This window comes from Bacillus sp. 95MFCvi2.1, from assembly GCF_000374965.1.
Taxonomy (GTDB): Bacteria; Bacillota; Bacilli; order Bacillales; family Bacillaceae_G; genus Bacillus_A; species Bacillus_A pseudomycoides.
Genome location: NZ_KB895700.1, coordinates 1 through 26,230, shown reverse-complemented (window position 1 = coordinate 26,230; position 26,230 = coordinate 1). Strand labels below are relative to the sequence as shown.

General features: G+C 33.0%; 20 protein-coding genes, 3 pseudogenes and 1 other annotated feature. Of the genes and pseudogenes, 7 read left to right on the top strand and 16 right to left on the bottom strand.

Features of this window, described 5'->3' with window-relative positions:
• Positions 1 to 38: 38 nt before the first annotated feature.
• A complete protein-coding gene (locus C568_RS36125; protein WP_003197296.1) occupies positions 39 to 170 on the bottom strand; it encodes a hypothetical protein in 132 nt (43 codons plus the stop codon).
• Positions 171 to 784: 614 nt separating this feature from the next.
• Positions 785 to 2,263 (bottom strand): Lsa family ABC-F type ribosomal protection protein, encoded by a 1,479-nt coding sequence (locus C568_RS0115965; RefSeq protein ID WP_018782107.1) that lies wholly within the window; start codon positions 2,261 to 2,263, stop codon positions 785 to 787.
• Positions 2,264 to 2,883: 620 nt separating this feature from the next.
• Here C568_RS0115965 and C568_RS33075 point away from each other — a divergent pair.
• Positions 2,884 to 3,182, top strand: a pseudogene (locus C568_RS33075) (transposase); the annotation flags it as partial.
• Positions 3,183 to 3,520: 338 nt separating this feature from the next.
• On the opposite strand, the gene argS reads toward C568_RS33075, so the two are convergent.
• From argS to C568_RS0115920, 7 genes are all read right to left on the bottom strand, one after another.
• Positions 3,521 to 5,209: an arginine--tRNA ligase gene (argS, locus tag C568_RS0115950; RefSeq protein WP_018782105.1), complete on the bottom strand. Its 1,689-nt coding sequence runs from the start codon at positions 5,207 to 5,209 to the stop codon at positions 3,521 to 3,523.
• A 45-nt stretch (positions 5,210 to 5,254) separates the two neighbouring features.
• Positions 5,255 to 5,469 (bottom strand) — a binding site (T-box leader).
• A 40-nt stretch (positions 5,470 to 5,509) separates the two neighbouring features.
• Complete coding sequence (locus tag C568_RS0115945) at positions 5,510 to 6,286, bottom strand: class I SAM-dependent methyltransferase (RefSeq protein ID WP_018782104.1); 777 nt, start codon at positions 6,284 to 6,286, stop codon at positions 5,510 to 5,512.
• A gap of 48 nt (positions 6,287 to 6,334) precedes the next feature.
• Complete coding sequence (locus C568_RS0115940; protein ID WP_003197283.1) at positions 6,335 to 6,769, bottom strand: BrxA/BrxB family bacilliredoxin; 435 nt, start codon at positions 6,767 to 6,769, stop codon at positions 6,335 to 6,337.
• An 83-nt stretch (positions 6,770 to 6,852) separates the two neighbouring features.
• Positions 6,853 to 7,236 (bottom strand): thiol-disulfide oxidoreductase DCC family protein, encoded by a 384-nt coding sequence (locus tag C568_RS0115935; RefSeq protein WP_018782103.1) that lies wholly within the window; start codon positions 7,234 to 7,236, stop codon positions 6,853 to 6,855.
• Positions 7,237 to 7,240: 4 nt separating this feature from the next.
• Positions 7,241 to 8,368 carry a conserved virulence factor C family protein gene (locus C568_RS0115930; RefSeq protein ID WP_018782102.1) on the bottom strand — a complete coding sequence of 376 codons (1,128 nt, stop codon included), beginning with the start codon at positions 8,366 to 8,368 and terminating at the stop codon, positions 7,241 to 7,243.
• A gap of 354 nt (positions 8,369 to 8,722) precedes the next feature.
• The gene (locus tag C568_RS0115925; RefSeq protein ID WP_003207081.1) at positions 8,723 to 9,373 is read right to left on the bottom strand and encodes a PspA/IM30 family protein; all 651 of its coding nucleotides are present in this window, start codon (positions 9,371 to 9,373) and stop codon (positions 8,723 to 8,725) included.
• Positions 9,374 to 9,417: 44 nt separating this feature from the next.
• The gene (locus tag C568_RS0115920) at positions 9,418 to 9,774 is read right to left on the bottom strand and encodes a lmo0954 family membrane protein (protein ID WP_003197275.1); all 357 of its coding nucleotides are present in this window, start codon (positions 9,772 to 9,774) and stop codon (positions 9,418 to 9,420) included.
• A gap of 423 nt (positions 9,775 to 10,197) precedes the next feature.
• Here C568_RS0115920 and C568_RS0115915 point away from each other — a divergent pair, with 423 nt between their 5' ends.
• Entirely contained in the window at positions 10,198 to 10,563 is a 366-nt protein-coding gene (locus C568_RS0115915) for a TetR/AcrR family transcriptional regulator (protein ID WP_018782101.1), read from the top strand.
• Between the two features lie 199 nt (positions 10,564 to 10,762).
• Here C568_RS0115915 and C568_RS33070 read toward each other — a convergent pair.
• Positions 10,763 to 10,948: pseudogene (locus C568_RS33070) on the bottom strand (single-stranded DNA-binding protein); the annotation flags it as partial.
• Between the two features lie 200 nt (positions 10,949 to 11,148).
• Here C568_RS33070 and C568_RS0115905 point away from each other — a divergent pair.
• From C568_RS0115905 to C568_RS0115890, 4 genes are read left to right on the top strand one after another with little or no spacing between them, the layout of a single operon-like run.
• Entirely contained in the window at positions 11,149 to 12,375 is a 1,227-nt protein-coding gene (locus tag C568_RS0115905; RefSeq protein ID WP_018782100.1) for a hypothetical protein, read from the top strand.
• A 32-nt stretch (positions 12,376 to 12,407) separates the two neighbouring features.
• Positions 12,408 to 15,329: a helix-turn-helix domain-containing protein gene (locus tag C568_RS0115900; RefSeq protein WP_018782099.1), complete on the top strand. Its 2,922-nt coding sequence runs from the start codon at positions 12,408 to 12,410 to the stop codon at positions 15,327 to 15,329.
• A 28-nt stretch (positions 15,330 to 15,357) separates the two neighbouring features.
• Complete coding sequence (locus C568_RS0115895; RefSeq protein ID WP_018782098.1) at positions 15,358 to 16,959, top strand: site-specific integrase; 1,602 nt, start codon at positions 15,358 to 15,360, stop codon at positions 16,957 to 16,959.
• Positions 16,960 to 16,967: 8 nt separating this feature from the next.
• Positions 16,968 to 17,657, top strand: coding sequence for a hypothetical protein (locus C568_RS0115890; protein WP_018782097.1), 690 nt, complete (start codon positions 16,968 to 16,970; stop codon positions 17,655 to 17,657).
• On the opposite strand, the gene C568_RS0115885 is transcribed toward C568_RS0115890, so the two are convergent.
• The 4 genes from C568_RS0115885 to C568_RS0115870 all read right to left on the bottom strand — a co-directional run bounded on the left by C568_RS0115885 (position 17,619) and on the right by C568_RS0115870 (position 24,248).
• A complete protein-coding gene (locus C568_RS0115885) occupies positions 17,619 to 18,029 on the bottom strand; it encodes a hypothetical protein (protein WP_018782096.1) in 411 nt (136 codons plus the stop codon). The two genes, C568_RS0115890 and C568_RS0115885, sit on opposite strands and share 39 nt — an antisense overlap.
• A gap of 198 nt (positions 18,030 to 18,227) precedes the next feature.
• Positions 18,228 to 21,389 (bottom strand): type I restriction endonuclease subunit R, encoded by a 3,162-nt coding sequence (locus tag C568_RS0115880; RefSeq protein ID WP_018782095.1) that lies wholly within the window; start codon positions 21,387 to 21,389, stop codon positions 18,228 to 18,230.
• A gap of 23 nt (positions 21,390 to 21,412) precedes the next feature.
• Complete coding sequence (locus C568_RS0115875; protein ID WP_018782094.1) at positions 21,413 to 22,663, bottom strand: restriction endonuclease subunit S; 1,251 nt, start codon at positions 22,661 to 22,663, stop codon at positions 21,413 to 21,415.
• Positions 22,653 to 24,248, bottom strand: coding sequence for a type I restriction-modification system subunit M (locus C568_RS0115870; protein WP_018782093.1), 1,596 nt, complete (start codon positions 24,246 to 24,248; stop codon positions 22,653 to 22,655). The genes C568_RS0115875 and C568_RS0115870 overlap by 11 nt, the downstream gene beginning before the upstream one ends.
• A gap of 438 nt (positions 24,249 to 24,686) precedes the next feature.
• Between C568_RS0115870 and C568_RS0115865 the strand changes: the two genes are divergently transcribed.
• Positions 24,687 to 24,875, top strand: a complete 189-nt coding sequence (locus C568_RS0115865) for a hypothetical protein (protein ID WP_018782092.1) — start codon at positions 24,687 to 24,689, stop codon at positions 24,873 to 24,875.
• A gap of 462 nt (positions 24,876 to 25,337) precedes the next feature.
• Here C568_RS0115865 and C568_RS36465 read toward each other — a convergent pair.
• Both C568_RS36465 and C568_RS35485 read right to left on the bottom strand, forming a co-directional pair.
• A pseudogene (locus tag C568_RS36465) lies at positions 25,338 to 25,580 on the bottom strand (tyrosine-type recombinase/integrase); the annotation flags it as partial.
• Positions 25,581 to 25,598: 18 nt separating this feature from the next.
• Entirely contained in the window at positions 25,599 to 25,745 is a 147-nt protein-coding gene (locus tag C568_RS35485) for a hypothetical protein (RefSeq protein WP_018782091.1), read from the bottom strand.
• Between the last annotated feature and the right edge of the window lie 485 nt (positions 25,746 to 26,230).

Below are 26,230 nucleotides of genomic sequence, written 5' to 3'. Positions count from 1 at the left end.
TATGCTTGTTAACTTATAAATTGATATTTAAATTCATATTATGCTTGGTATTTACTGGTTCGTTGCACGAAACCAACATCTCTAGCAAGATCTCGTAAGATATTTGGAGATAAAAAACTTTGAATCTCTTGAGCAAATAGTTGTAATTCATCAGATACAGAAATAGACATACAAAAACGCCATCCTTTCCAATGATTCTACAGAAAGAATAGCGTATTTTTTCATTTTAGGGGGTATTTTGTTTTATTGGCTTGATAGCGATGTGGTACAACCAACGTACTAACATAAAACCCACGTGTTGTTTTAGAATGAAGTTTGTTCAAATTAATGCAAATGACCTTGATAAAAGAACAAAAAGAAAGAGCGTGTTTTGAAAAAAGATTGATCAAAACTTGCTCTTAAAATATTCTAACAAATTATTTTTTTATAAATAAGTTTAATCATTTATTGTATTGCTTGTTCAACTATAATACCTGTTAATTGATTTACCTCTAGATAAACCAAGTAGTGACTTTATTTTATATTCACAATTGGTAATATTACACAACTAATCCTGTATCATTCAAACCTAAACATCTTCTTTAATAGTAGGAAAACCTTATGCTCTTATATCATATTCCCATTTATGAGTGCATTCTGTTAATATGTATCCTACTTTTCCTATTAAAAAGCCTAATTTCTCAATTTATTGTAGAGAAATTAGGCTTTTTTCATCACTCCATTAAAGCGCCCTATAGTTTAATGACTTGATTTACTGATTATATCTTCAATCACTCACTTTGAACTATATAGATATAGTTTTTGTTGCAACTGTTTGTTGAAATGCCTTATCATGCTCAACAATAACCATTGTGGGATTAAATTGTTGAATAAGCTCTTCAATCTGCATACGCGAATAAATATCAATAAAATTTAATGGTTCATCCCATATATATAAATGAGCTTTCTCACATAAACTTTTAGCGATAAGCAGCTTTTTCTTTTGTCCACCAGAATAATGAAATATATCTTTCTCAAATTGAATTCGGTCAAAATCCATCTTACGTAGGATGGATTTAAATAACGTCTCATCAATCTCGTGCTCTTCAATAAAGACCGATAACAATCCCTTCAAATGAGAAGTATCTTGTTGGACATAGGAAATGATGAGTCCTGAACCTAAATTAACTGAGCCTGTATGCTGTATTGGATGTCCTAGAATTAGTTTTAGGATACTACTTTTCCCGCTTCCATTCTTTCCATCAAGTACAATTCGATCCCCTTGTTCAACTATGAAGCTAATTGGTTCATTTACTATTTGGTCATCATACTTAACAGACACATCAGCCAAAACAACCAATTCATTTGACTGAAATTTCAATTGTTCTAATTTTAACGACTCAGTTTTCTCCACATTTTTTAGTAATTTTGACTTTTCTTCAATAGCTTTTTGTTGCCTTGATTCAAGGTTCTTCGCTCTCTTCATCATCTTGGCCGCTTTATGTCCTACAAAACCCTTATCTAACTTAGATCCTGAATTCCTTGTTCCATTTTTGGAAGCTTCCACTTGATGAGACCAACCTGCTGAACGCTTTGAAGACTGTTTTAATCTCCCTATGTCTTTTTGTAGACGCTCATTTGTAGCCTCTTCGTGTTCCTGCTGTCTATCAAAATTTAACTTCCAAGAAGAATAGTTACCACTTTGAACTTCAATATTTGCTCTATTTATAGATAAGATATGGTCAACGCATCCATCTAAAAAGATTCTGTCATGTGAAATCAAAATAAACCCTTTTTTCTTCCTTAGATAATCAGAGACCATCTTTCGTGCATCAGTGTCTAGATGATTTGTTGGCTCATCAATTAATAGAAATTGACCCTCATTCAAAAACAGTGCAGCAAGCAACACCTTTGTTTGTTCTCCATTTGATAATGTTTTAAATGGTCGATACATGGCCTCGGCATCAACATTTAAATAGGATATTTCACGCAGAAATTCCCAATCTTCTGCTTGGGGACAAATTTCTTCAAGGATTTCATGAGTGAATTTGTTCTTATCCGAAACTGGGTAAGGGAAATAATTAAATTCTACCGAAGAAGTGATCTTCCCACTATACTCATAATTACCTAATAATAAATTAAAGAATGTCGTTTTACCTCGTCCGTTTCTACCAATAAACCCTAGTTTCCAATCCGTATCTATTTGAAAGTTTACACCTTCAAAAATATTATCAAAGCTACCTGGGTATGAAAAAGTTAAGTCTTGAACTTTTATCATTGACATAATAATTCCTCCTTTATATATCAACACTTTTCATATAAAGTCGGAATATCCATCAATTTTTTAATTTCTCCATATAAGTTTGATGGATATTAACGACTTATATAGAGCATTACATGTGTAACAATAGTGTCTGAATTCCTCATTTTTCTCTCTCCTTTATTTGTTAGGTTACAGTTACGGATTAATAAATATCAACTTACCTATAAGAGAATAAAAAAATCCTCCCAATTTGTAATCGGAAGGATTAGTATCTCACTTATACTTAATAAGTTCTTATTAATCATTGGAATCATGACAAATAAAGTATGAACTGATTTATAAAAATGGATAGACTAACCCTATATTTTGTAGTTTGAAGTTATTAATTTCAAATTAAAATATAGATTAGTTAATCATTATTCATCCATCAGTCCTCTCATAATTCTATTTTTAGAGTAACATTCTTTTTTATGGAATGCAATATCACAATCATCTTTACCTCAAATTACTGCTAACTACTTCTTTAGAATCAACAATGTATATTCCTTCTTTCTTTATACTTTGTGGAGTGGAGTTAGTATAGTCATATGAACACAACTTAGTTAAGTCCTTACAATGGATTTCAAGGAGGAAGTGTCCGTATGGCAAACAAGAAATTTAATGAAGAATTTAAAAAGATGGTTGTTGAACTATATCATTCAGGCTGATCTGTGAAAGAACTAAGCAGCGAATATGGTGTATCAGAAGTACCGATTTATAAATGGATAAAAAAATATTCTCCTATCACAACGATTGATGAGGAAGAAATGACGCTAGAAGACCTGAAGCGAATGCAGAAAGAAATGCTTCGTCTGAAGGAGGAAAATGAGATTTTAAAAAAGGCTATGGCCATATTCGCGAAAAAATAAAAGATACAGACTTACATCAATTTATCGATTGTCTGTTTAGGGATAGTATTACCACTTCTAACATGATATCTTGCAATAGCACTATATATAAGTTCATCTTCATACATTGTAGGAAAAAAAGATACCATCTCCATCTCCTTCTTTCAAAGAATAATTTTAGTAAAGAAAAAACAAAATGAATAATTATTAAAAATAGTAAGAAAAATAAAAAATAACAAATCAGGTCAACGGTACGCCCGATTTGTCATTCTGCCAATATAGTAAGCTTTATTTTGTATTTATCATCTTCAGTAACACATTATTTGTAATTGACTACTACAGTAACGTTAATAATTGTCACTGCACAATAGCACGATAAAATTGTACTCATTTACATCTCTTCCGGAGCACCCATTCCAAGTAAACGCAATCCTTCTTTTAACACAATCGTTACTGCATAAACAAGTGCAAGTCTACTTTCCTTTTCTTTATCCTCTTCTAAAATACGAACATTTCCATAATATTTATTAAATGCTTGTGCTACATCTAACAAATACTTCGCAATATGTGACGGTTCATTTTTGAAGAAGGCTGTTTCAACGACTTGTGGAAATCTATTTAATAATTTTATCGTACTCCAACTATGATCATCGTTTAATTGAAACGCTTCTGTTTCAAATTCTGCATTTTCTTTTCGTAAAATGGAGCAAGCACGCGCATGTGTATATTGAACATATGGTCCTGTTTCCCCTTCGAACTTCAGCATTTTTTCTAAAGAGAATTCAATATTATGCATACGTTCATTTTTCAAATCATGGAAAATGACTGCCCCGACACCAACTTGCTTAGCAACTTCCTCTTTTTGCTTTAAGTCCGGATTTTTCTCTTCAATATTTTGCTCTGCAAGCGTAATCGCTTCTTCTAATACTTCCTCAAGTAATACGACTTTCCCCTTACGTGTGGACATTTTTTTACCATCTTTTAAAATGAGTCCAAATGGTACATGAGCCATACCATCTACCCAGTTATAACCAAGTTTCTTTAATACAGTGAAAAATTGTGTGAAGTGTAAGCTTTGTTCTGCGCCTACTACATACAACGCTTTATCAAATTCATATGTGTTTTGACGGTATAGTGCCGCTGTTAAATCGCGCGTTGCATAAAGTGTAGCTCCATCTGATTTTTTAATTAAACATGGCGGCATATCTTCTTTTTCTAAATTAACAACTTGTGCTCCATCCGATTCTTCTAATAACCCTTTTTCTTCTAAAATATCAACAAAATCGCCCATTTTATCATTATAGAAAGCCTCTCCTTGGAAGTTTGTAAATTCAACACCAAGAAGTTCATAAATACGAGAGAATTCTTTTAAAGATTCATGACGGAACCAATTCCATAAAAAAACTGCTTCTTCATCACCGTCTTCTAATTTCTTAAACCATGCACGACCTTCTTCTTCTAGCTCTGGATACTCTTTCACTTCTTCGTGGAAATGAACATATAATTTGAATAATTCGCGAATCGGATCTTCTTTTACAAGCTCTTCATTTCCCCATTTTTTATATGCGGTAATTAATTTTCCAAACTGCGTTCCCCAATCACCAATATAATTGATTCCTACAACCTCATATCCACACTTTTCAGCGATATGTTTTAAAGAATTCCCGATCATCGTTGAACGTAAATGTCCCATGGAGAACGGTTTCGCGATATTTGGTGAAGAGTAATCGATTACTACTGTTTTTTCTCGCCCAAAGTACCCCTGTCCATATTCTTCTTTTTCAACTAAAATCGCTTTTAATACATCATCACTTACTATGTGACGATTGAAAAATACGTTCACATATGGTCCAACTGCCTCCACTTTTGTAAAAAATGAATTGTTTAACTTCTCAGCAATTTCTTTCGCGATAATTGCGGGTGCTTTTTTATATTGCTTTGCAAGCATAAAACAAGGGAATGCCGCGTCTCCAAATTCATCTTGCTTCGGAGTTTCAATTAAACCTGTAATTTGTTCCAATGATAATTCTGATTTTAATATTTCAAATAAACTTTTTGCTAATTGAATTTTATATTCCATGTTACTCCCTCCTTATTTTTTTAAACACAAAAAACCCGTCTCTAAAAAAGAGACGGGTTATCACCCGTGGTACCACCCTTGTTGTTCCGAAGAACCACTTTCCCGTTTATAACGAGGACAGGGGGCCCCGGCTTACTCTACTATTCATTTCAAGCAGCGTCTCCGAAGTGCGCTTCATCCTCTTCTCCGTACTAGGCTCTCACCATCCCTAGCTCGCTTTCCTTCTGAAGAAGGACTACTCTCTTCATCTACGACATCATATATAATTGATTATTGCTTATTATACATCTTTTCAAATAATTAGCAAGGTTCAATTACACCAAAATGAAATTTCGCACTTTTTCGCTTATATACTAAGAAGTTATGTCGCTCAAATCGTGTACTACGGAAATGATCCTTTAAGACAACACGTTTTCTAGCAACACGCTTTGCTTCTGCAATTGTTTCATCTGTGACATCATTATACAAAGCAAAGTGTTTTAAGCCACGAATCCCATCTGATTCAATTACCGTTTCTTCAAACATTGGATCCAGATAAACAACATCATAACAGTTGTCTTCGCAGCGCTTTAAGAAATCAAAATGCTCAGTTTTCTTCACTCTAATTCTACGCATCGCTTCATCGATTTCTGAAATACCCGCACACCACTGCTTTAAACCTTTATTCATTATATAAGTCATGTAACGATTCCCCTCAAGCCCCGTTATAGCTCCTTCTTCTCCAACAACATAGCTTGCAACAATACTATCTGATGCCATACCGAGCGTACAATCTAACACCGTCATTCCTTTTTCTAATTTTGCAGCTTGTACAAATGGATCATGTTCTCCCCTCATTAATCTTTTCACACGAAACATTGCAGAATTAGGATGGAAAAAGAACGATTCTTCTGTACCTTTTGGATAAATTGCTAATCGTTTCTTTCCTACAACGAGTACATCTTGTTCAAACTGCTCATGTAGCTTATATACCGATATATCATTCCGTACTACAAAAGAGCATTGTAATTCTTCCGCTACCTCTTTTGCATATGCTGTCATTTCCTTATTCGTTCGTCCTGCTGTTGTTACAATCATCTTTTCACCTCAATATATAAAGAAAAAAGGGAGAATCACTCCCCCTTTTTAGCAATGCTTTTCAAAAGCTTGTTCTAAGTTATTAATAATCTCTTCCATTGTTGCTCCTTCAATTTCATGACGATGAATGAAGTGAACAACTTCGTTTCCTTTTAGTAACGCCATAGATGGTGAAGATGGAGGAATATCTCCGAAGTACTCACGCATTGTAGCTGTTGCGTCTTTATCTTGTCCTGCAAATACAGTTACAAGATGGTCAGGTTGTTTTTCAGAACGTACAACCGCTTGACCAGCTGATGGACGCGCTAAACCAGCTGCACATCCGCAAACAGAGTTTACGACAACTAATGTTGTACCTGTCGCATTTTCCATATATTCTTTTACAGTTTCTTCTGTAGTTAATTCTTCAAATCCAGCACGCACTAACTCTTGACGCATTGGAATTACCATTTGACGCATATATTCTTCGTATGCATTTGACATCTTGTAATCTCTCCTTCAACTTTCATTCCAAATTCATCATATCACGCTCTTATAATAGGTGCAAAAGAAAGATAGCGTTACCATCATTTTTTTGATGGAATTTCACAAACTCCTTCACGACAGTGACCAACTGGTACAAGTTTTCTTCTATTTGCAATATAATCATACACTTTATTTCCAAATCCAAGTAAAATAGATAACTTGATAAAAGGAACCAAAAACCAGTATGACGGCACAGCTTTTGCTAAAACATATACGCTACCAATCCCATCATACCATTTGTTATTTTTTAAAATGTAAAGTCTTTGCTCCATCTTCTCTTGTAACTCTGTAGAAAGTTGATACTCCTCTACAACATCTTTATCACGAAAAGAGGCAAACTTCATCGTATCTTTTTTATCAAGCTTCTTTGTACGCTCTGCGACTGCCGTGCACATCGGACACCTACTATCATAGAAAACGATCATATGATTATTCTCCTTTGCGAGACTCCGTCATTTGTTTCCAAACAGATCCTTTCGCTTCTTCTCCCCCTTCAATACGTTCTAATGCTAGACGAGCTTGCATTGCTACTTCGAACTCTGGATCATCTTGCGCTACGCGTAGTGCTGAAATTGCACTTTCATCACCAAGTTCAAATAAGAACATCGCCGCACGCCAACGCACCAATTTACTTGGATCTTTAAGTGCTTTAATCATAACAAACATCGCTGCTGGATCTCCTACATCTGATAAGCAATCACCCGCAGTGCGGCGTACACTTACAGAACGATCTAGTAAAGCTTTATACAGTAATGGTAATACTTCATCACCTTTTACCATACCTAAGTACGCTGTTGCTAAACGACGGATAGATACTTTCTCATCTTCTAGCGCTTTCTTCAATACAGGAATATCTTCTTCTGTTGGATCCATTTGCTCAAGCGCTGCATAACGGTTTTTCCAATCAGTATCCGCCATCATTTCTTCTGTTACTTTATATGGTTCACGCTTTGTAATCGTTACTTCTTTAGCACCCGCTTGATCTAATAATTCTTTTACAGTTTTTTCAACACGGTCTTCTGGATAAGCGGCGACAATTTCTTCCACAACTTCTTTTCCGATTTCTTCAAAATTCCCATAACGTGTACTTTGTTCTACCCATTTACGCTCTTTCACAACGTTAGGTGCAGACATTTGCACTTTCATAATTGCTTCTTTAAAACGGTCTGGTAAGCCCACTCGTTCTTCCGTTGTTCCATCTGTTAATTTCACCTGCATCGGAATCGTAAAGAACATTTGAATGAATACTTTCACTTCACCAAAATGTGAAAGTTGCTCTCTCTCATCTTCTTCAGTGACTTCTTCTCCAAACACAGCACGAACTTGTTGCAAAAGTACTTTCCAGTCATACTTCGCATTTCTCTCTACTGCTAGAAAGTCCGCAACATGATATACACCTTTAATACCTTCAATTTTTAAAATGTGTTGCACTTGCTCTGGTGCTTGTTCTGCATTTTCGTTTGTATAATTATTACGTGCTCCTGATGGTAACACTTCATTTAAGATAACTTTCATCGTATTTGGACTTGGCGTCGGTTCAATTGCTTTAATCTTCACGTAAATAAACTCTCCTTTATTGCTTGTTCTTAGCTGTATTGTAACATGTTCTATCGCTATACTCCTACTGAGACGCTTGCTTTTTCTAATCACAATTATAGTCTTAATAGAATTGGTGAATATCATGTAACAACTACCCCTATTGATATACCCCTTTTTAGTATCATGTTCCTTCTCTCTTCCGCTCAAAAAAGGTAGATTGATAATAACTTTAATCAGCCCCTACCTTCCTTGCTTTCGCTGAATCTTAGGATGAGGGTCTTACTGCCCGTTAATACGGGATAAATAAAAAAAGGTATTGCTTTGCAACACCTTTTTTCTACCACCATAAACTCATTTTATGATGCACTACAATTATTTTGTTAAAGATACTTCATCTTTTTCTTTCATGTCGCGCTCAAGTTTTGCAATTTTCATATCAAATGTATCACGTTCATGATCTTCATTCATGCGAAGCTCTAAATCACGAATGTGATCTTCAATTTCTTCAAATCGTAAGAACGGATTATTCTCATCCATTTTATGAAGAGCCGTATTCATACGACGGTTCACATGGGCCATATTTTCACGTGCCATCAATTCCATACGCTTTGCATTCATTTCTTTTAGCTTATTTTTCATTTCAGAAAGACGGCGTTCTAACTCATCAATTTGCTCCACTACACCTGCATACATCTCTTCTAAACGTGATACTTGCCCTTCATAGTATGCTACTTCTTCTACTGCACGTTCATGCAATTGCATTTCTCCTGCTTCTTGTGCAATGATCGCCTGCTTTGATCGCTTATTTACGAAATAACGAGCCTGCTCAAGTTCACGAGCAAAGTTAGATTTTAATGTTTTATGACGCTCGATTAATTTCTCAATTTTTGTTACTTCACGCTCGCTATCGCGTAAATATTGGTTTAACATAGCGATTGGATTTTTTCTTTCCTTCTCATCTAATACATTATGAAAATCTGCTAAAATTGCATCGCGTACACGTCCGAATAAAGATTGTTTCATTCTAATCTTCCTCTCTTCTACTTTATGATTTCAGTTATTTTATATTAGTTTTTCATTAACTTGTTCCACTCATCTTCAAAGTTGCTATATCGTTTAGAACTTTCTGAAGCAGAATCAACCACTACATCTTTTTCTTTTTTCCACTCACGGTATCCGTAGTATAGTACTACTACTGCTACAATACCGATCAATGCTGGGGAATGAGAAAGGGCGATTGACAAGCCGATTAAACCGAAAATACCCCAAGCTAACTTTCCAAAAAATGATTGTGCTCGCACAAATGATTTATAGCTCCAGTACGCAATCCCTGCTCCAATTGCGAATCCTACAATACCAGCAAGACTACCAAGAGCAATTAAAGCCAAAATACCGGCTGCGATAAACGTTAGAAATTGTTTCATCTTGTGCTTGCCTCCCTTCGATTTGATACTCTTATCTTAACTATTTTTTTAGTTTTCCATAACGAGCTTAAGAACCGTTTTCAAATCAGACTTAAGACCTATTCCAGATTAGACCCACATTACGATGTATATAAAACGAAGTGAAGAGCTAAAATTTTAATGCAATATTGTTTCTTCTTAGAATGCACTCTTTTTATATTTAATAAACCGTACCCTTCGACACCATATAAATAACAACAATACGGGCAGATGCCATTCGCCTCCTAACATCCTTTCCCCTTCTTTTAAAGTTTTTCCTAATTAGATTGAATATAAATCTTTAAAATTATTTGTTTAGATATCAAAATATAATTTCCGCTTACATACATTTATTTAATTCGCTAACATAACTGACGAACGTTCGTAAAATTTGAGGTGATTTTATTGAACAGTAATAAAATTAAGGGTGCAGCTCTAAAATATTTCACAATTCATGGTTATGAAGGAACACCCCTTTCTTTAATAGCTGAAAAAGCCGGCATGAAAAAGCAATCCATTTACACACATTTTAAAGGAAAAGATGACCTTTTTCTTCATGTGTTACGTGATACAAAAGAAACTGAACTAGCTTCAAAACTTCAATACTTAAGTAAAATTGATTCACAAAATCCTGAAAAAGATTTATACAGGCTACTACAATTGAAAGTCGATCTTTTTCAAAAAAATGAACAATTAAAGTTTTGGCTACGTATGTCATTTTTTCCGCCAGTACATCTTGCAAAAGCAATCGAAAAGTTATACTTTCTTTGAACAAAAACCCCTTGTCCATATTGGACAAGGGGTTTAGATTTTCTCTATTAGGAATCATCTCATATGCCCACTAATCTAAGATTTTGAAGCATCCCAAAAACGATATTTTTATCTCTCGACAGTTACTTATAGGAAGGGATTAGTGAAAAATAATAGTTATCTGGTAATTACACCAAGTTTTTGTTTATACCTCCTTTCTCTACCGTGAAGCTTCCTCTTTCTTCCGCTCCAAAAACGTAATTCTTTCAATCACAACTTCTGTTTTATACACTCTTTTCCCCTGTTCATTATCATAATTACTCGTATGAATACGACCTGTAATCCCAACAAGCGATCCCTTTTGACAATAATCTGATACATTCTCAGCCGATTTTCTCCAGACGACATATCTCCATAAATATGTACATAAACTTCATGTACATATTTATCCTTATCCAACACTCTAAAAACAAGTGGATTCTGAATTTTAGGAATTTACTGTTGTACAAAAAAAAGCGACAATATATTATAGATTTATACACATATCTTTCGACCAAATCCCTAAAGATAATGTACAAAATTATGTGATTGGGGGGACAGTAAAAAATGATTACTCTACAACTAAAAAATTATAAGTTTTTCTCTATTCCTGTTTGGCTAGAATGGAATACTTCAAGTAAAGGTGATATAACAAATAAGAAATTCTCAATTATTGGACTTAAAGAAACTTCAAATGACATACACATTGTACATCCATTAAGCGACTTTATACTAAGCAATTGGAAATATAATGCTTACAATACCCAAAGAAAACATTGTAATAATACGGTTTCTTTTCTAAATTACTTATTAACTAACAAGAAACAGTTAGGGATTAATAATCTAAAAGAATTAAAACTAGTACATGGAAATGATTTTCTTAATAATCTATCTCGTAATGAAAGAACAGTAGGTACTGTTAAAGATGTTGAAAGAACATTAACATTATTTTATATATGGCTTCAAAAAAAAGGATGCTTACCAATGGTAAATGAAACCCTTTTTATAAAAAAAGAGACTTATCAAGGAAAATATTATTTCCAATCCCCTTTTGAAGTCATCTATCCCACCAAAAAAGTCTCAAAGCAAGAACATATGTTACCAGCAAAATACATTCCTCTATTATTAGAAATTGCTACCCTAAAAACAAAGCCAATTGCATTAGGAGTCTATCTACAAATATTTGGTGGCTTAAGAAGAGGTGAGGTCGTCAATTTGAAACGTTCAAACTTAAAGAGAAAATTAAATACTGGAGATTTTCTACTCACTCTAAAAAATCAAAATTTCAGAAAGGATATTAAAGATCATTCTGGATCCAGTAGCGTAAAAAAGCCTAGAAATCAAGCCGTCCTACAAATATTTGATTGGGGAAAAGTTCTTTTGGCAGATCATATTAATTTATATAAAGATCATACTGACTCAGGTGCTCTTTTTATAAATAGGGATGGAAAAGCTATGTCAGGAAAAAGCTACAGTCAATATTTTAATAAACTAAAACATGATTTTATAAATTTCTTAAAAACATACGGTAACTCAGAAGAAAAAATTCTTGCGAATCATTTACTCCTTGCAGATTGGTCTACTCATATAGGACGGGGAACTTTCACTAATCTTATTGCCGAAAATACAGATAATCCTCTAGAAATAGCTTTTCATCGTGGTGATGATAATTTATTATCATCTTTAACATATATGGTTAAGACAGATAGAATGAGAAAAAAAATCGAAGATAAATTCGATAATATGCATGAAAATTATCTCCCCCGCCTTATTGATAGAAATAAATTTGATTAATACCATATTCCCTTCAAAAAAGAGGTGAACAAATGTCTACTGAAAATAATAGTGAACTCCAATACATAACTGTACTGGAATTTAGTAGGTCACTAGGAATTCACGAAACTACAGCTTATAAATATATTAAAAGAGGGCTTATTTCAAATATAAAAAACATTAAAGGACGTATACATATCCATATAGACGAGATAGAAAAAACAAAAGAAAAAGCTAACCTAAATCCTGTTGACGATAGAAACTCCTACCTAACAACGTATGAAGTATTTGAAGTTTTAAAAAAAGACGGTTTGTGTATACGAGGAACATCATGGATTCACAAAAAGGTTTCCACTGGATTAATAAAAAGATACATGAAATTCAAAAATAAACTTTATATTCATAAAGAAGAAATAAAAACACTAAAACTTTACTATTTCGAACATTATAATGCAAATATTCCGTCACAAAAAATTGAGGATTACTATACAATTAATGAACTTAGCCTAGAACTAGGAATATCCAAAAATCAAATTCACAAATACATATATGAAAATAAAATCAACACTTTTAAACTCCCTCATGCTAAAGGAAATATATTTTTTCTAAAGTCTCATCTGTCACTAATAAAAGAAAAGATTGGCTATATAGATAAATATAACCCTAAAGAATTTCTTTCCATCCAAGAACTAATAAGTCAACTTGAAAAACATAAAATTTATGTGACTGATAGATCAATCCGACAGCTAATATATACAAAGCGAATACTAAATTATGTAATGCATCTAAATAAATACTATTTTCATAAAAACGAACTCAGCCAGTTATTAAATTATTTTGCTGAAGAAGGATATTATGAACATATCCATACAGAAACACAGAAACAAGAAAAAAACAAACCTATGACAAATTTCTTAACTGTTAAACAAGCATCAGAAAAACTACAAGCTCCACCAATTTGGCTAAGAGGGCTGTTAAAAGACTACTTCCCTAATTCAAAAAAAGTGCCTGCATCTGGTGGATATCATTGGCTAATATCAAAAAATGATATAGAGAATTTCCAAAAAGAATACTACTATAATCATAATACAGGGAGGCTGCATTTAATAGACCACTACGATTTGGATACCTTACGCTCTATTTCAGGATTTACATTTGATAAACTACGTTTAGATATAAAAAAAGGACTACTGACAGGTGCTATACTAAAAAATAAAAAGTACTTTATCCCTATCCCAAATGCAAATAGGTATTTAGAAAGTCTACAATATGTATTAGATACTATTTATGATACACATACAGCTTTAGAAGACTTATTAGAACATTTTAATAACCATCCCCCTCCCAATGGTTTAATAAAAACATCGTCTTTTTATAAAAAATGGGTGGAAATCAAGATTAATTCCAGTAATGCAAGACCACCCTCCTTAAGAGGCAATATCTTAAAATTTATTAACTTATATGACAAAATGCTTTCTTATTTCCAAGGTGAAATATGGACTACTTCGAATGCTAAAATAGAGCTTTTTCTTTCCAATAGAACCTTATCTAATGAACTTAAAAAAATTTTCGTTCAGTTTTTGTCATATTGTGATACTCAAAATGGAATAAATAGAGAAAAAAAATACTTGTACTACTACACAAAAAAAGATGATACTTATTCAGAAAAAAATATGTACTCATTTGAAATTTATCACCAATATTATTCTCATGTTCAAAACATTGAAATACATATTACTAACGCTACTACATGTAGATACTACGCCAATATGTGGGCATACACAATAATTCTTCTCACCAATAATTGGAGAGGAATAGATATCGTTCATGAATTCCCTTCTATAGAACTGGATTTTATAAGAGCGGACAAGTTATCTTGGTTCAAAACCAATAAATTAACCATGGAAGAATCACAAAGTATTATTAATCAGCTTTATATTAAACTTCGAAATGCAGTAGCAAATAAAGTTTCTGTACTTTATAACTTCTATGTATCTCCAAACTTAATAGAGAGCTTAGCGCATTCACTTGTCATTTCTGAACTTCATAAAAGAAATATACAAAATTACACTGCCCTTCCAGAAAACTCTCGTATACTTGGTACTTTCTTTTTTGGCAAAAAAATTGTATCAGCCAAAGTATCTGGAAAGGATCAGCATTTAAACTTTTTTAATCCCTCTCCTCAATTAAAAGATTTTGACTGTTTGGTCATGAATAGAAGTACCATGACTTATCTTTTTTATTCAATCTTAGAAGATGATGGTGAAGATGCTGATTTAGCCCTAGAAATTACAAAAAACACCCGATCACACAAAAATTCAGATACAACTGCTATTTACATTCAAGCAAAAAATAAAGACGGCAGCATAAATAGAGTCTCGGTTAACTTGTTAAATCGTGGTATGTTTGGGTGGTTATACAACTATATTTTACTTAGATTAAAAGAAGATATACAAAATGGACAAACAATTGAAGAACGAACCGATACTATAAAAGAACTACGTAATTCTATTTCACCTATGGAACTAGAAAAATGGGCAATCCTTTTGCAAAATCTTTATACTAATAAAAACCGTGTTATAGATGAATTCAAGCATCTTCCAATTGAAGAACTGAAAACACTTGCAATAAAATTATTTACAAATCAAATGCCTTCAAAAGAAAAAACGGGCCAATGTCTTGTATACCCTAATTGTAAAAGAAAAAATCTAAAAACATGTTATTCTTGTGAGTATTTTATCCCTGAAAAAATGGTGTTAATTGAAGCAATTAGTGAACTTAAAAGATTAACAAGTTCATTAGAGAACACCAAATATGATGCTATTAGAAAAAGGGATTCGTTTTTTCTTCTCAATATTATTTTGTTAATTGACGAAGCAATTAAAGCTTTTGGTATTGATGTCGTCAATTCTTTTCTTCCTTTAAAAGAAAAAACAAAAATATTAGAGAAAGTTAAACAACGTTTACTTTTATAAAAAAAATACTATGTAAAGGATATATATAATGCAATTAAAAAAGATAATAAATATGGGAAACACGCCAATAGCCGTTACTGAATCTATAACTTATAACGATCTTAATGTATCCAAATTCGAAAATATATTTAACGATTTACTTATCAATGGATATATAATGGCAAAATCTTTTGATGATGATGAATGGCTTATTCCATGTAACATCCAAAATACACCTTTTAAGCTGCCGTTTCATAAATTGTTTTCACATAAAAAATTATGCACCATTATTAAATACTATCTTTTATTACGGCGTGCTTCAGGTATCTCACCTTCAACTATAGAAACCGAATTCAATATACTCAAGAAAATAATTTTAGCAACCGAGGGAGTAACCTCCACAGATCAATTCGAAAAATTACTTTCTAGTCTCAGCAAACCTTGGGCTTCAACATTAGCACTTGTATTTAAAGAATTCTTAGAATTTTCACGGTTGCCAGGACATGAAAAATACATAGAAATATGCGACTCATTCCCTTCACCTAAATGGAAAAATAGAGATCTACCCAATTTTTATCATGTCCTGCTTTTTGATGAAATCATTAATGATTTTAAATATAAGGTGGTCCTACCTAAATACCATAAATATTATCCTGTAATTTTATGGTGGACTATTACAAATATTATTCCCATGAGACCCAATGAATTTTTAAGAATGAAATATAATTGTCTACATGAAAAAAACGATGGTAAAACATGGATTATTATTCCGAGATCGAAACAAAAGTTCGATAGCCCCAAACAAGAAGAATATTTTCAACATATTCTTGTTACTGATGATATATCTAAGGCGATTAAAGATTTTCAATATGTGTTGGATACGTATAACATTCATACAGATAATCTATTTCCACAAGAATTTTATTGTCAGTTTTTTTCTAGAAGTATTAAGAAATCCACAAATAGAATTTTAAAACATCAATTTCAAACTTTACTAAATAACTTTTATACAGAAATTGTTGAACAGATGTATTCACAGCACTCTTTAGATAAGATTTCTCCAGGTGATACAAGGCATTTTGCAATCATTAATATGTTTTTACAAGGATTTAATGTTTTATCCATCGCCAGATTAGCTGGACAAACAACTATACAACATGCGTCAAACTATTATTCTCACGCCAAATTATTTGCTCAATCATATGTATACAGACTTACTCAAACTATAGTTGAGAAACAAGCTCAAAACAAAATGTCTGGTGGCTTTTTGGGAACTAAAAGAAAAATTTTTGATAATAGAATATTATATTCACCTAAAAACTCAGACCAGTACCAGAAAGTTGATTATGGCTACTGCACTGATAAAAATTTTCCTAATAATTGCGTTGAGGACTGTAGAATATGTGTTAATCATTACTTTTTCAATCCATCTATCGATGAATATGACAAGGCGATTAAGTGGTTAGAATCATACTCAAGGGATTTAGAAAATAGAATCAATAATCATCTTGAATATATTAAAGAATTTAGTTTATCGAAGTCACATGAACGAGTGAACTATCACGAGTCTCTTCTAACTAAACATTCTAGACAACTATTAAAGTATATGGACCACAAGGCTATTGTTGATGCAAAGTTTATAGAGGAGTGAAAGAACTGATGCTAAAAGGAAGACAAAAAAACTCAGGGCGACCTAGAATTTTTACTGATCAGGAATTAAAAGAACTTGCATTAGAAGTTAAAAACAGATTAGGGCACGTACATTTAACTTATTCCCTTCTTGAAAAAGAGACCGGCATTGGAAGAAACACCTGGAAGAGAAGATTAGAAAAAACTATAGCTGAATTAAATAAACCTATTTATCGAACAATTAGTGTAAACGATGATGATGAGGTATATTTTCCAAACATTGAACAAATTTTTGAAATTTATAAGGGGAATACCCCTAAAATTATTAATGCACTTCATGGATTTGAAACAATGTTTATTAAATTGTATGAAGAACTCCATACCTTAAAAAAAGATGAACAAAAAATTATCCATATAAAGCAAATTACTGCTGAAAAAGATTTACAAATTAAAAAGCTTAAAGTACAAGTTGAACATTATAAAAACCTTTACGATCAATTAACTATTTCTAGTTCCTTCCCTCACTTACAAGAAAAAACAGGACTCAAAGACAATCTTTTAGATTTCAACGCTAGCGTTGATAAAAACAGTAGTTTAACAAACTTTAAAACTCTATTCAAAACTTCTAAAGATTCAATAGAACCCTCAGAAAAAAGTGATTTAGAGGAACCTTTCAATAAACTACAAGAGATGTTTCCTGATTTTTTCAATGAAAAATAATAGAAAACATGTACCAAACAAAAAGAATCCATTTTTTAAAATGGATTCTTTTATAAAACACCAAAATAATTCTCTTGTGTGATAATCATCGTTTATATGACAAAACTCATGAAAGAAATTATTAAATAGCATAGTGATATTGTCTTTATTTTCATCCTTTAACTCTTCTGCAAGATACAATCCAAAAATAAATTCAGATCTAAAAAAGATAGAGGTTTCCTCTTCACCTAAATTATTCTTATAAAAGAGAACCATCGCTTGACCTTCACTTACTTCATTCTTAGTATGACCTGTCTCCAAGCCTTTTTCGGCCTGAAAGGCGTAGAGTTCTTTAACATATTCATTATTCACATCCGAGAATTTCTTTGCCACTTAGAACCATCGCCCCACGTAGGGACGGTAGATTTGAAATGCATCTTACTGGTACCCCCATGTCTTTCTCCTTTCTTAACTCGTGCTTTTTTTAGTTTAATGCAAGAACTTGTGTAAGTAAAATAGATAAAAATAATAAAATACTATTAAATATGGTAAAAACCAAAGCACTCTTTATCTTCATTTTTGTCCCATCTACTATCTCAACTCATCATCCAACGGTACAATAATTTCATCCAAGACTTTCCGCCAATCACGTTTCATTACCTGAGCATACTTGAATGGTTTTGCTTCTGGATGAACCGTCTTGTAGCCTTCATAGTCCTTGCTATCAATAATCCCACCAATATTCGGTATCGGATCTGTACCAATCATGTATTGAATGGCAGAAGAATGTAATTCATTTTCTGAGACAAACCATCCTTTGGCAAACTCCTTGATTGTCTTATCTCTTGCTTGCGTGAAGTAGTGTCTTTTGACCATAAAGATGTCTTCATTTTCATCCAATTCTTCGGCATCCATTGCATTTAAAATAGCATAATAGACTTCTTTTACACATTCGGTCTTATTCAATTTTTGTAAGGCTTTTTCAATTTCAGCCCGAATATCTTGGTTATTAGCAGAATACGTTCCCAACAAACGGTCAATATAAGTAGAATCGATATCATATAGTTTGATACTATTTTCCCCATAGAATTCAATACCTGAAAAGTCGGCCGTTGATTCTAAATCTTTCTCCTCTTTTTCTACTAGTGATCCTTTGATGGTATTGTACACACCCACTTGTTCTTCTAGAATATGTACTTGTTCTTGCAATGACTTCGAACTTTCCATATCGTCGTTGTAGTCATCATAGGTTACCAATGCTTCATAGGAATTATTTAGTTCTTGGAAAGCCTTCACGTAGTCAATTCTTGTTTCCATTGGGGTGTGTTCATCTAAGTCACCTGGTACAATCACAAACTCTTTGATTTTCTTGTAGGCTTTTTCGAATCGTTTCTTGGATTCTTCGTATGTTGGATATACTAAACCAGATTCTTCTTTGGCTTCTGAATATAGCTTAGTAGCATCTACAACATTCTTCTCCATCGTGTGTGGCTTACGGAAAGTAGCGATTAAACCTTTTGTTTTTTCTGGATAGGTACGATTGGTGCGAGAAAAAGCTTGAATCAAGTTCGCATAACTCAGGTTTCGATCCACAAATAGCGTTTGAATCGTTGGTGCATCAAATCCTGTCAATAAGCGATCCACAACAATGACCAGGTCAATTTGTTTCCCAAACTCTTTAAATTCTGCTTTCTTACGCGCTAATCGGTTGTTGATATCACCGTTATAGCGTTCGATGTCCGTTAAAGACCACGCCGTACCATAATAAGCATTGTATTCCTTTATAATTTCTTGCATTTCGGTTTGTTTATCTTTAGAATCCTCTGTATTTTCATCTAGTGAATAAGTGATTGCAATGCGTGGAAAATCCGGATCATCAATCGTTCTTCCAGCACGAATCGGATGATTGGTAAATTCTTTTTCTATCCAATTGCGATCTTTAGTCATTTCTTTAATCGCCTGATAATAGCGTTTTGCCATGTCAATGGAACTGGTTGTTAAGATTGCTGATTTTTGTGGTCGGCCATTTTTAAAATCAAACTTCATATAAGCATTATCTGGGCGGAAAATCTTACGCAATACTTTTTGAGTATGCTCATCACTTTCATAAACACTATTATCCAAGTATTCTTCTTTTTTCACACCATTCATTTCATCAATTAGTTGATTAATATGATCAGGATTATAAGTCGCGTACTTTTCTACTTGTCGTAATTGCTGATAGATTTGATTATTGAGTGACGTCGGTTCAATCGTATCTTCGTGTTCGACTTGGAAACCTAAGACCGATCCATCTTCTAAAGCATTTTTAATGGTATAGGTATGCAAGACTTCCCCATATTGATCGTGAGTCGTACGCGCCAATTGTCCTTTGGCTTGTTTTTTGTTTTCTTCGAAGATTGGTGTACCTGTAAAGCCAAACCACGTCGAGTTTGGAAAGAAGCCTTTGATTTCTTCCAGACCTTCTGCACTCAAAGCACGATGACATTCGTCAACGACAAAGACAATATGTTGACCTAAAAGTTTCTTGAAGCGATTAGTTCCTTTTTGTTCTTCTTGCTTTTTGGCATAGCGCAACGCGGCATCCAATTTTTGTCGTGTAGTGACAATCACTACATTTGAATTGGCATCTGCTAGTAATGTATTACTAAGTTCTTTGGCACTGCCTGTTCCTACAATCAAACTATTAGCTTTAGCATTTCCAGAAGAAAGACCGGTATTGAATTCTGAAGCAAACTTCGTAAATTCAGTTGTTGTCTGATTATCCAGATCTTTTCTATCTACTAGCATAATCGTACGATCTATTCCAGACTTTCGTGCTAATAGTTTGGTAGAGACAAAACTAGTTAAGGTCTTGCCAGAACCTGTTGCATGCCAGACATACCCTGATTGATGCTTGTTCGCAGCAGTAAATAGTGCTTCAATCGCATGGACTTGGTAAGGATGTAATACCATCAATGTCTTGTTATCTTGATCCTCACTGACAATTGTATAGTTGGCAATTAACCGATGAGCATCAGGTATATTCAAAACTTGTTTACAAAACTCATAGAGATTTTCAACTTTTCGATTGTCTTTGGTTCGCCAACTAAAGATAAATTTTCGATGCATGTCTTTTGGCATCGCATTGGCAAAGTAGCGAGTCGTCTGTTCGTTAGAAATAACAAATAACTGAAGAGTAGAAAAGATATTATTTCTAAACATCCCTTCTTCTGCATATTTCTTGACTTGATTATAGGCTTGGAATACGCCGTCTTTGGCACGAACCTGTTTCAATTCAATTTGAACAATCGGTAGCCCATTGATTAAAAGTGTCACGTCAAATCGACGATTACGACCATCTATGTTTGCTTTTTGTTTCGCAATCTGATTAACGACTTCGTATGTAGATATCCCACCACCAATGTCTTGGTTGGAATACAACACTAACGACATTGAACCTAGGGAAACATCTTCACGTTCAATCGTAATTCTAGAGATTCCATTTTCCCCTTTAAGCCATCTCGCAGCATCAAAAGGTGTCTGTGTTCTCAATAGTAATTCTGTTTTAATAGTGTCAAATTCTTTATCAGAAATTGGATGATCTCCAATTTCTGATAAGTTATTTTGCGTAATCTTTTGACGCAAGTTCTTCCACAAGTCTTCTTCAGATTTTAAATCTGGGCGATAACTCCACTGATTATGTCCTTCCCCTAGAACCTCAATCAGGCGACATTCCACTTCAGCTTCATCATTATGTGATATCTTTGTCATGTTTCTCCCTCTCTTCTTTTCACTTAGACAAACATCTTTTGCAGGAATGCTTTTTTCGTTTCTTTTAGGGCATCTAATTCACGCTGATGAAGTGTGATGAGGGTGTCCATATCATCAAAAAACACTCCAATAATAGATTGTTCATCGAAACTTGGAATAGATATCTTATAATTTGAGACATCTTTCTTAGTCAATTGTGGTTGGGCGCTTCCGAAGCTAATTAGATCAATCTGCTTTTTTCCTAGTGGAGATTTAAGAAATTGTGTTAAGAAACTTGGATTAACTTTTTCTTTTGAACGAAGTAGCAACATCCCAGAGTTAATTCGGGCATAAGGTATATGCTTCTGTACATCAGCATTATACCAAGCGATATGTCCCAATGAACCACGTGAAGTTACTACTATGTCATTCAGTTCTAACTTGCCATTCCCAAGTGAACTTGACTTTTCTTCTGTTATATATTGGTTAGATTCAAAAGAGAATCCATTCTTAGTTATGTTTGATGCACTAAGAAACAATGTGTGTCCTGCTTCTAATAGATCACCATTTGATGGGTAATTTTTACCTCGATCCCCATCCAACACGTTAACAGCTTCTGATAATTTACACTGTTCCCAATCACCAGTAAATCGTGGGAAACGAACTTCTGGTACGGACTCCCCTTCTTTTGGAAACATTTTTTGCAAGATGCCCTGTTTTGTTTGTTTGAGGGTGGTTAGTTCTTGCTGCTGAAGAACGATTGTATCGTCTAATTGTTTAAAAAAGTTTCCTATTTCCTTTTGTTCTTGATAAGAGGGTGATAGAAATTGATAATCTCTTATCTTACTTAATCCTAAGAACTTTTGAGTATTTCCTGCGTTCTCATTTCGTATATATTTTCCAAATATTGTTGACTTCAATAACTGTATTAGAAACTCATTTGTAACCTCACCACCATGTTTAATAAGGGCTACATTTTTAATTGCAAAATTTTCTCTATCAACTATAACTGGATTACCTATTGTACCAATCATCCCAAAAATAATGTCCCCAATATCAACTTTGGATCTTTTATTAATCGATTGATAATCTTCTTCAGAAATAAGTGAAACATTAGTCATGTCCAAACCATTTTCTGTTAAATTTTTTGAAGTAACTAATGGAAATCCTTCATTGTAATATTTTGGAGAATCATGTGTTCCATCACGAACATCTTTAATATCCGATAACTTACGCTTTTCCCAATCCCCAGTAAATCCTGCAAATCGAATTTCTGGTGTATGATTATTTTTCACGATTAAACACCTCTAATGCTCCTTTGATCCATTCAGCATCTTCTTCTCCAAATTGAAGTGAAGAAATCGTCTCAAATAGATTTTGTTCTAAGGCTGCTTTTTCTTTGCGAATCTCTTTGATTCCTGCACCAATTGAAGCCATATCCACTGGTTCCTCTTCTTCAAAGGTATCTACGTATCGAGGGATATTCAAATTGAAATCATTCTCTTTGATTTCATCAAAGGTAGCGACATGAGCATATTTCTCAACATCTTCTCGCTTCTTATATGTTTCAACAATCTTATCAATGTTTTCTTTAGAAAGTTTATTTTGATTCTTTTCTTTCGTAAACTCATTACTTGCATCAATAAATAACACATCTCGAATGGTACGATTCTTCTTCAAGATGATGACTGTTGTTGGAATTGATGTCCCAAAGAATAAGTTTGCTGGCATACCAATTACAGCATCAATACTGCCATCTTCTAGTAATTTCTTACGAATCACACCTTCTGCAGCTCCACGGAACAGTACCCCATGCGGTAAGGCGATTGCCATTGTTCCGGAATCTTTCAAATGATAGAACCCATGTAAAAGAAAAGCAAAGTCTGCTTTTGATTTTGGTGCTAACTTCCCGTAACGATTGAAACGAGAATCATCTAAGAACGTATCATCTGAAGACCATTTTGCAGAGTATGGTGGATTCATTAATACTGAATCAAACGTATAAGGTTCATTTGTTGGCCAATCCTTATTCAAGGTGTCCCCATTTCGCAATCGCATATCTCCTTTATCTACACCATGCAAGATCAAATTCATTTTTGCTAAGTTATAGGTTGTCGTATTCAACTCTTGTCCATGATATTTAACACTATCAGGATAGTTTAAGTAGTTTCTGACATTCAACATCAAAGAACCCGATCCCATGGTTGGATCAAACACGCTAAATAGTTTCTTGTCTTCTTGACCAATAGCAACAATTTGAGCCATCATGTCTGATACCATGTGAGGAGTATAGAATTCTCCAGCCTTTTTCCCAGCTTCTGAAGCGAATTGGCTAATAAGAAATTCGTAGGCATCGCCAATCACATCTCCATCATGACCGATTACATCTACATCATCCAACTTCTTCAAAACTTCGGTAATAGTTACATTACGTTGTTGATCATCGGCTCCTAATTTTTTCGATTGTAAATCGACATCATCAAACAACCCACTAAATTGATCATATTTTGTTGATAATTGAATAAAACCCTTATTCAAATCATTCAATTGAAATGTATTTTGTTTGGCTTGAATGGTTAGAATGTTGAAAAGATACTCTGGTTCAATATCGTATCCTAAGGTATCAATCAACGTTTCAATCAAATCTTTTTTTGTATCATCATCTGCTAATAGTTCCATGTACAACTCAGTTTGTTTATTTGGTGTGTTGTATTCTTCACATGACTCATCTGCTAATTCAACTACTTTTTCTAGTAACTTATCGGATAAGTATTTGTAGAAAATCAATCCTAGTAGATAGTTTTTGTATTCTGATGCGTCCATTTTGCTACGAAGATTGTCTGCAGCACTAAATAGTCGTTGGTTTAATTCTGCTCCCATTGTTAAGCTCCTTTATTTAATTAATTAATTAATCGTTCTTATTTTACCATTAAGTAATCGCAAAATATCTTAGAAAAACAAAAAAGTCGTATCTAATTTCTTAAGATACGACTTTTTTATTAAAAAACTGAATTTAAATAAAGTTTAAAATGAAAATGAATAAAAGCATACATAAAAGTATAAGATGTTGATATTGAGCTAAAGAGGCAGTTTATTTTTATAATAAATTTTTCCTAAAACACCTGAAAAAGAAGCATTTTGAAAAATTTTATCCAAAGTACTTCTTATTTTTTAATTGTTTTTTCACACTATATAATTGTAATATCGAAAATTGGTGAAATATAAAAAATTTTAATTAATAATTATTAAAACACAATAAAAGTAATTTAAGGAATATATGTATACATTCGTATACATATAAGATTAGGGGTAATTAAAATGGCCGAGACATTCCGACGTGGTAAAATTGAGGACTATATTTACAGGTTAAAATTAAGAAAAGATATTCTAATTAGGCAATTAACACAAAATGAATTAGCATGTGTAAGAGAAAATCTAATTGGACAAATACAATCAATAGACTTTATTTTAAATGAATTAATCAAAGAATTTAATATTAAAGTTTAATTGAATGGTATACAAATGTATACTTTTTAATTTTGCTAAAGAATTTTGGGCGAAATTAAAAAAAGCTCTAGTTCGCAATAAAATTTCATTTCGCCCAAAATAATGCTTGCCTATTTGAGCCACGATTATTGATTCACTATTATTTAGAGTTGATGATATAAATATTTATTGTGGATTAACGATATTACAATTAAACGATTTTACCAATGAATTTTTCAACAAGTATTACTCCATCATCAGGGGAACGAACCCTATATCTTTTTCCCTCTAATTCCGTAGTAACTTATCTAATTCCTACGATTTCAAAAGTATTAGAACAGATTCTGATAGAAGAACAAGTTTTGACGCCGGTTATGGGGGGACTTCTTCAACATTAGACATTTTTGATATTTTTATACAACCAGTATAACTTTATTTTAAATAGTACATCTTTATTATAAACGGTACGTTTTTATTTCAAATCTACATCAAAGCACTCTTGCTCCAATATCTATTTAAACTATTCTCAAGATGTTGATTCGAAATATGCGTATATTGTTGGGTGGTAGTAACGTATTCATGACCCGCAATAATTCTAACCACACTTATATCCATGCCATTCTCTATTAATTGTGTGATATAGGTATGTCTTAAATCATGGAAATTAAACTCGATGCCAACTTTCTTTTTCACCACATTAAAAACGGAATATATCCCTAAATACGTTAACGGTTTCCCTAAATTTTATTTTTGCTGTGATACAAATAAATTTCCATGTTCTGTATCAATTTTATTTCTATCTTCCATAATAAAATCATCTATTTCATCAAGTAATGACATCGGAATGTATAAATTTCTAGTCTTACCTTTTGACTTAATATTTTCTAACACTCCAAGTTCTTTAGATGAATCAGGATATGGAATGTCTTCTATTTACAGTTCTAAGACTTCTCCTATCCTTGCACCTGTTAGACACATGATTTTAAAGATTTGTTTATCTCTTCAAGTAGGTAAATGATCTAATATTATTTGCACATTTTCATTGGATACAAGATGAAAAGTAGTTTTGTTTTCCTTCACTTTAAAAATGGATTGCTTTGTTTTGTTATTGCTTTTCGTATGATGGAGTAAACTTTTAAACATATCAAATGGTCTATTAACATTCTTTTTTATAAAACCACAAATTACATTACTTTAAATATATTCACTTTATTATATATAGATTCATTTTATTATGTGCAATTATATATCATGATGGCATGTACTTTTTGTACATGTTATTAATTTTGTACAGCTACCTATTTCAGTTCAACGTTAATACTGCTAATAGATGGGATAAAAAATACAATTATGTACATTAGAGATCATGGAGATAT

What these genes read in the sequence shown, in the direction of transcription:
- C568_RS0115880 (WP_018782095.1), bottom strand. Translation starts at nt 21,389, where the DNA reads ATGACAAAGATATCACATAATGATGAAGCTGAAGTGGAATGTCGCCTG.
- C568_RS0115895 (WP_018782098.1), top strand. Translation starts at nt 15,358, where the DNA reads ATGCAATTAAAAAAGATAATAAATATGGGAAACACGCCAATAGCCGTT.
- C568_RS0115940 (WP_003197283.1), bottom strand. Translation starts at nt 6,769, where the DNA reads ATGTCAAATGCATACGAAGAATATATGCGTCAAATGGTAATTCCAATG.
- C568_RS0115925 (WP_003207081.1), bottom strand. Translation starts at nt 9,373, where the DNA reads ATGAAACAATCTTTATTCGGACGTGTACGCGATGCAATTTTAGCAGAT.
- C568_RS0115945 (WP_018782104.1), bottom strand. Translation starts at nt 6,286, where the DNA reads ATGATTGTAACAACAGCAGGACGAACGAATAAGGAAATGACAGCATAT.
- C568_RS0115890 (WP_018782097.1), top strand. Translation starts at nt 16,968, where the DNA reads ATGCTAAAAGGAAGACAAAAAAACTCAGGGCGACCTAGAATTTTTACT.
- C568_RS0115935 (WP_018782103.1), bottom strand. Translation starts at nt 7,236, where the DNA reads ATGATCGTTTTCTATGATAGTAGGTGTCCGATGTGCACGGCAGTCGCA.
- C568_RS0115865 (WP_018782092.1), top strand. Translation starts at nt 24,687, where the DNA reads ATGGCCGAGACATTCCGACGTGGTAAAATTGAGGACTATATTTACAGG.
- C568_RS0115900 (WP_018782099.1), top strand. Translation starts at nt 12,408, where the DNA reads ATGTCTACTGAAAATAATAGTGAACTCCAATACATAACTGTACTGGAA.
- C568_RS0115870 (WP_018782093.1), bottom strand. Translation starts at nt 24,248, where the DNA reads ATGGGAGCAGAATTAAACCAACGACTATTTAGTGCTGCAGACAATCTT.
- argS (WP_018782105.1), bottom strand. Translation starts at nt 5,209, where the DNA reads ATGGAATATAAAATTCAATTAGCAAAAAGTTTATTTGAAATATTAAAA.
- C568_RS36125 (WP_003197296.1), bottom strand. Translation starts at nt 170, where the DNA reads ATGTCTATTTCTGTATCTGATGAATTACAACTATTTGCTCAAGAGATT.
- C568_RS0115965 (WP_018782107.1), bottom strand. Translation starts at nt 2,263, where the DNA reads ATGTCAATGATAAAAGTTCAAGACTTAACTTTTTCATACCCAGGTAGC.
- C568_RS0115905 (WP_018782100.1), top strand. Translation starts at nt 11,149, where the DNA reads ATGATTACTCTACAACTAAAAAATTATAAGTTTTTCTCTATTCCTGTT.
- C568_RS0115920 (WP_003197275.1), bottom strand. Translation starts at nt 9,774, where the DNA reads ATGAAACAATTTCTAACGTTTATCGCAGCCGGTATTTTGGCTTTAATT.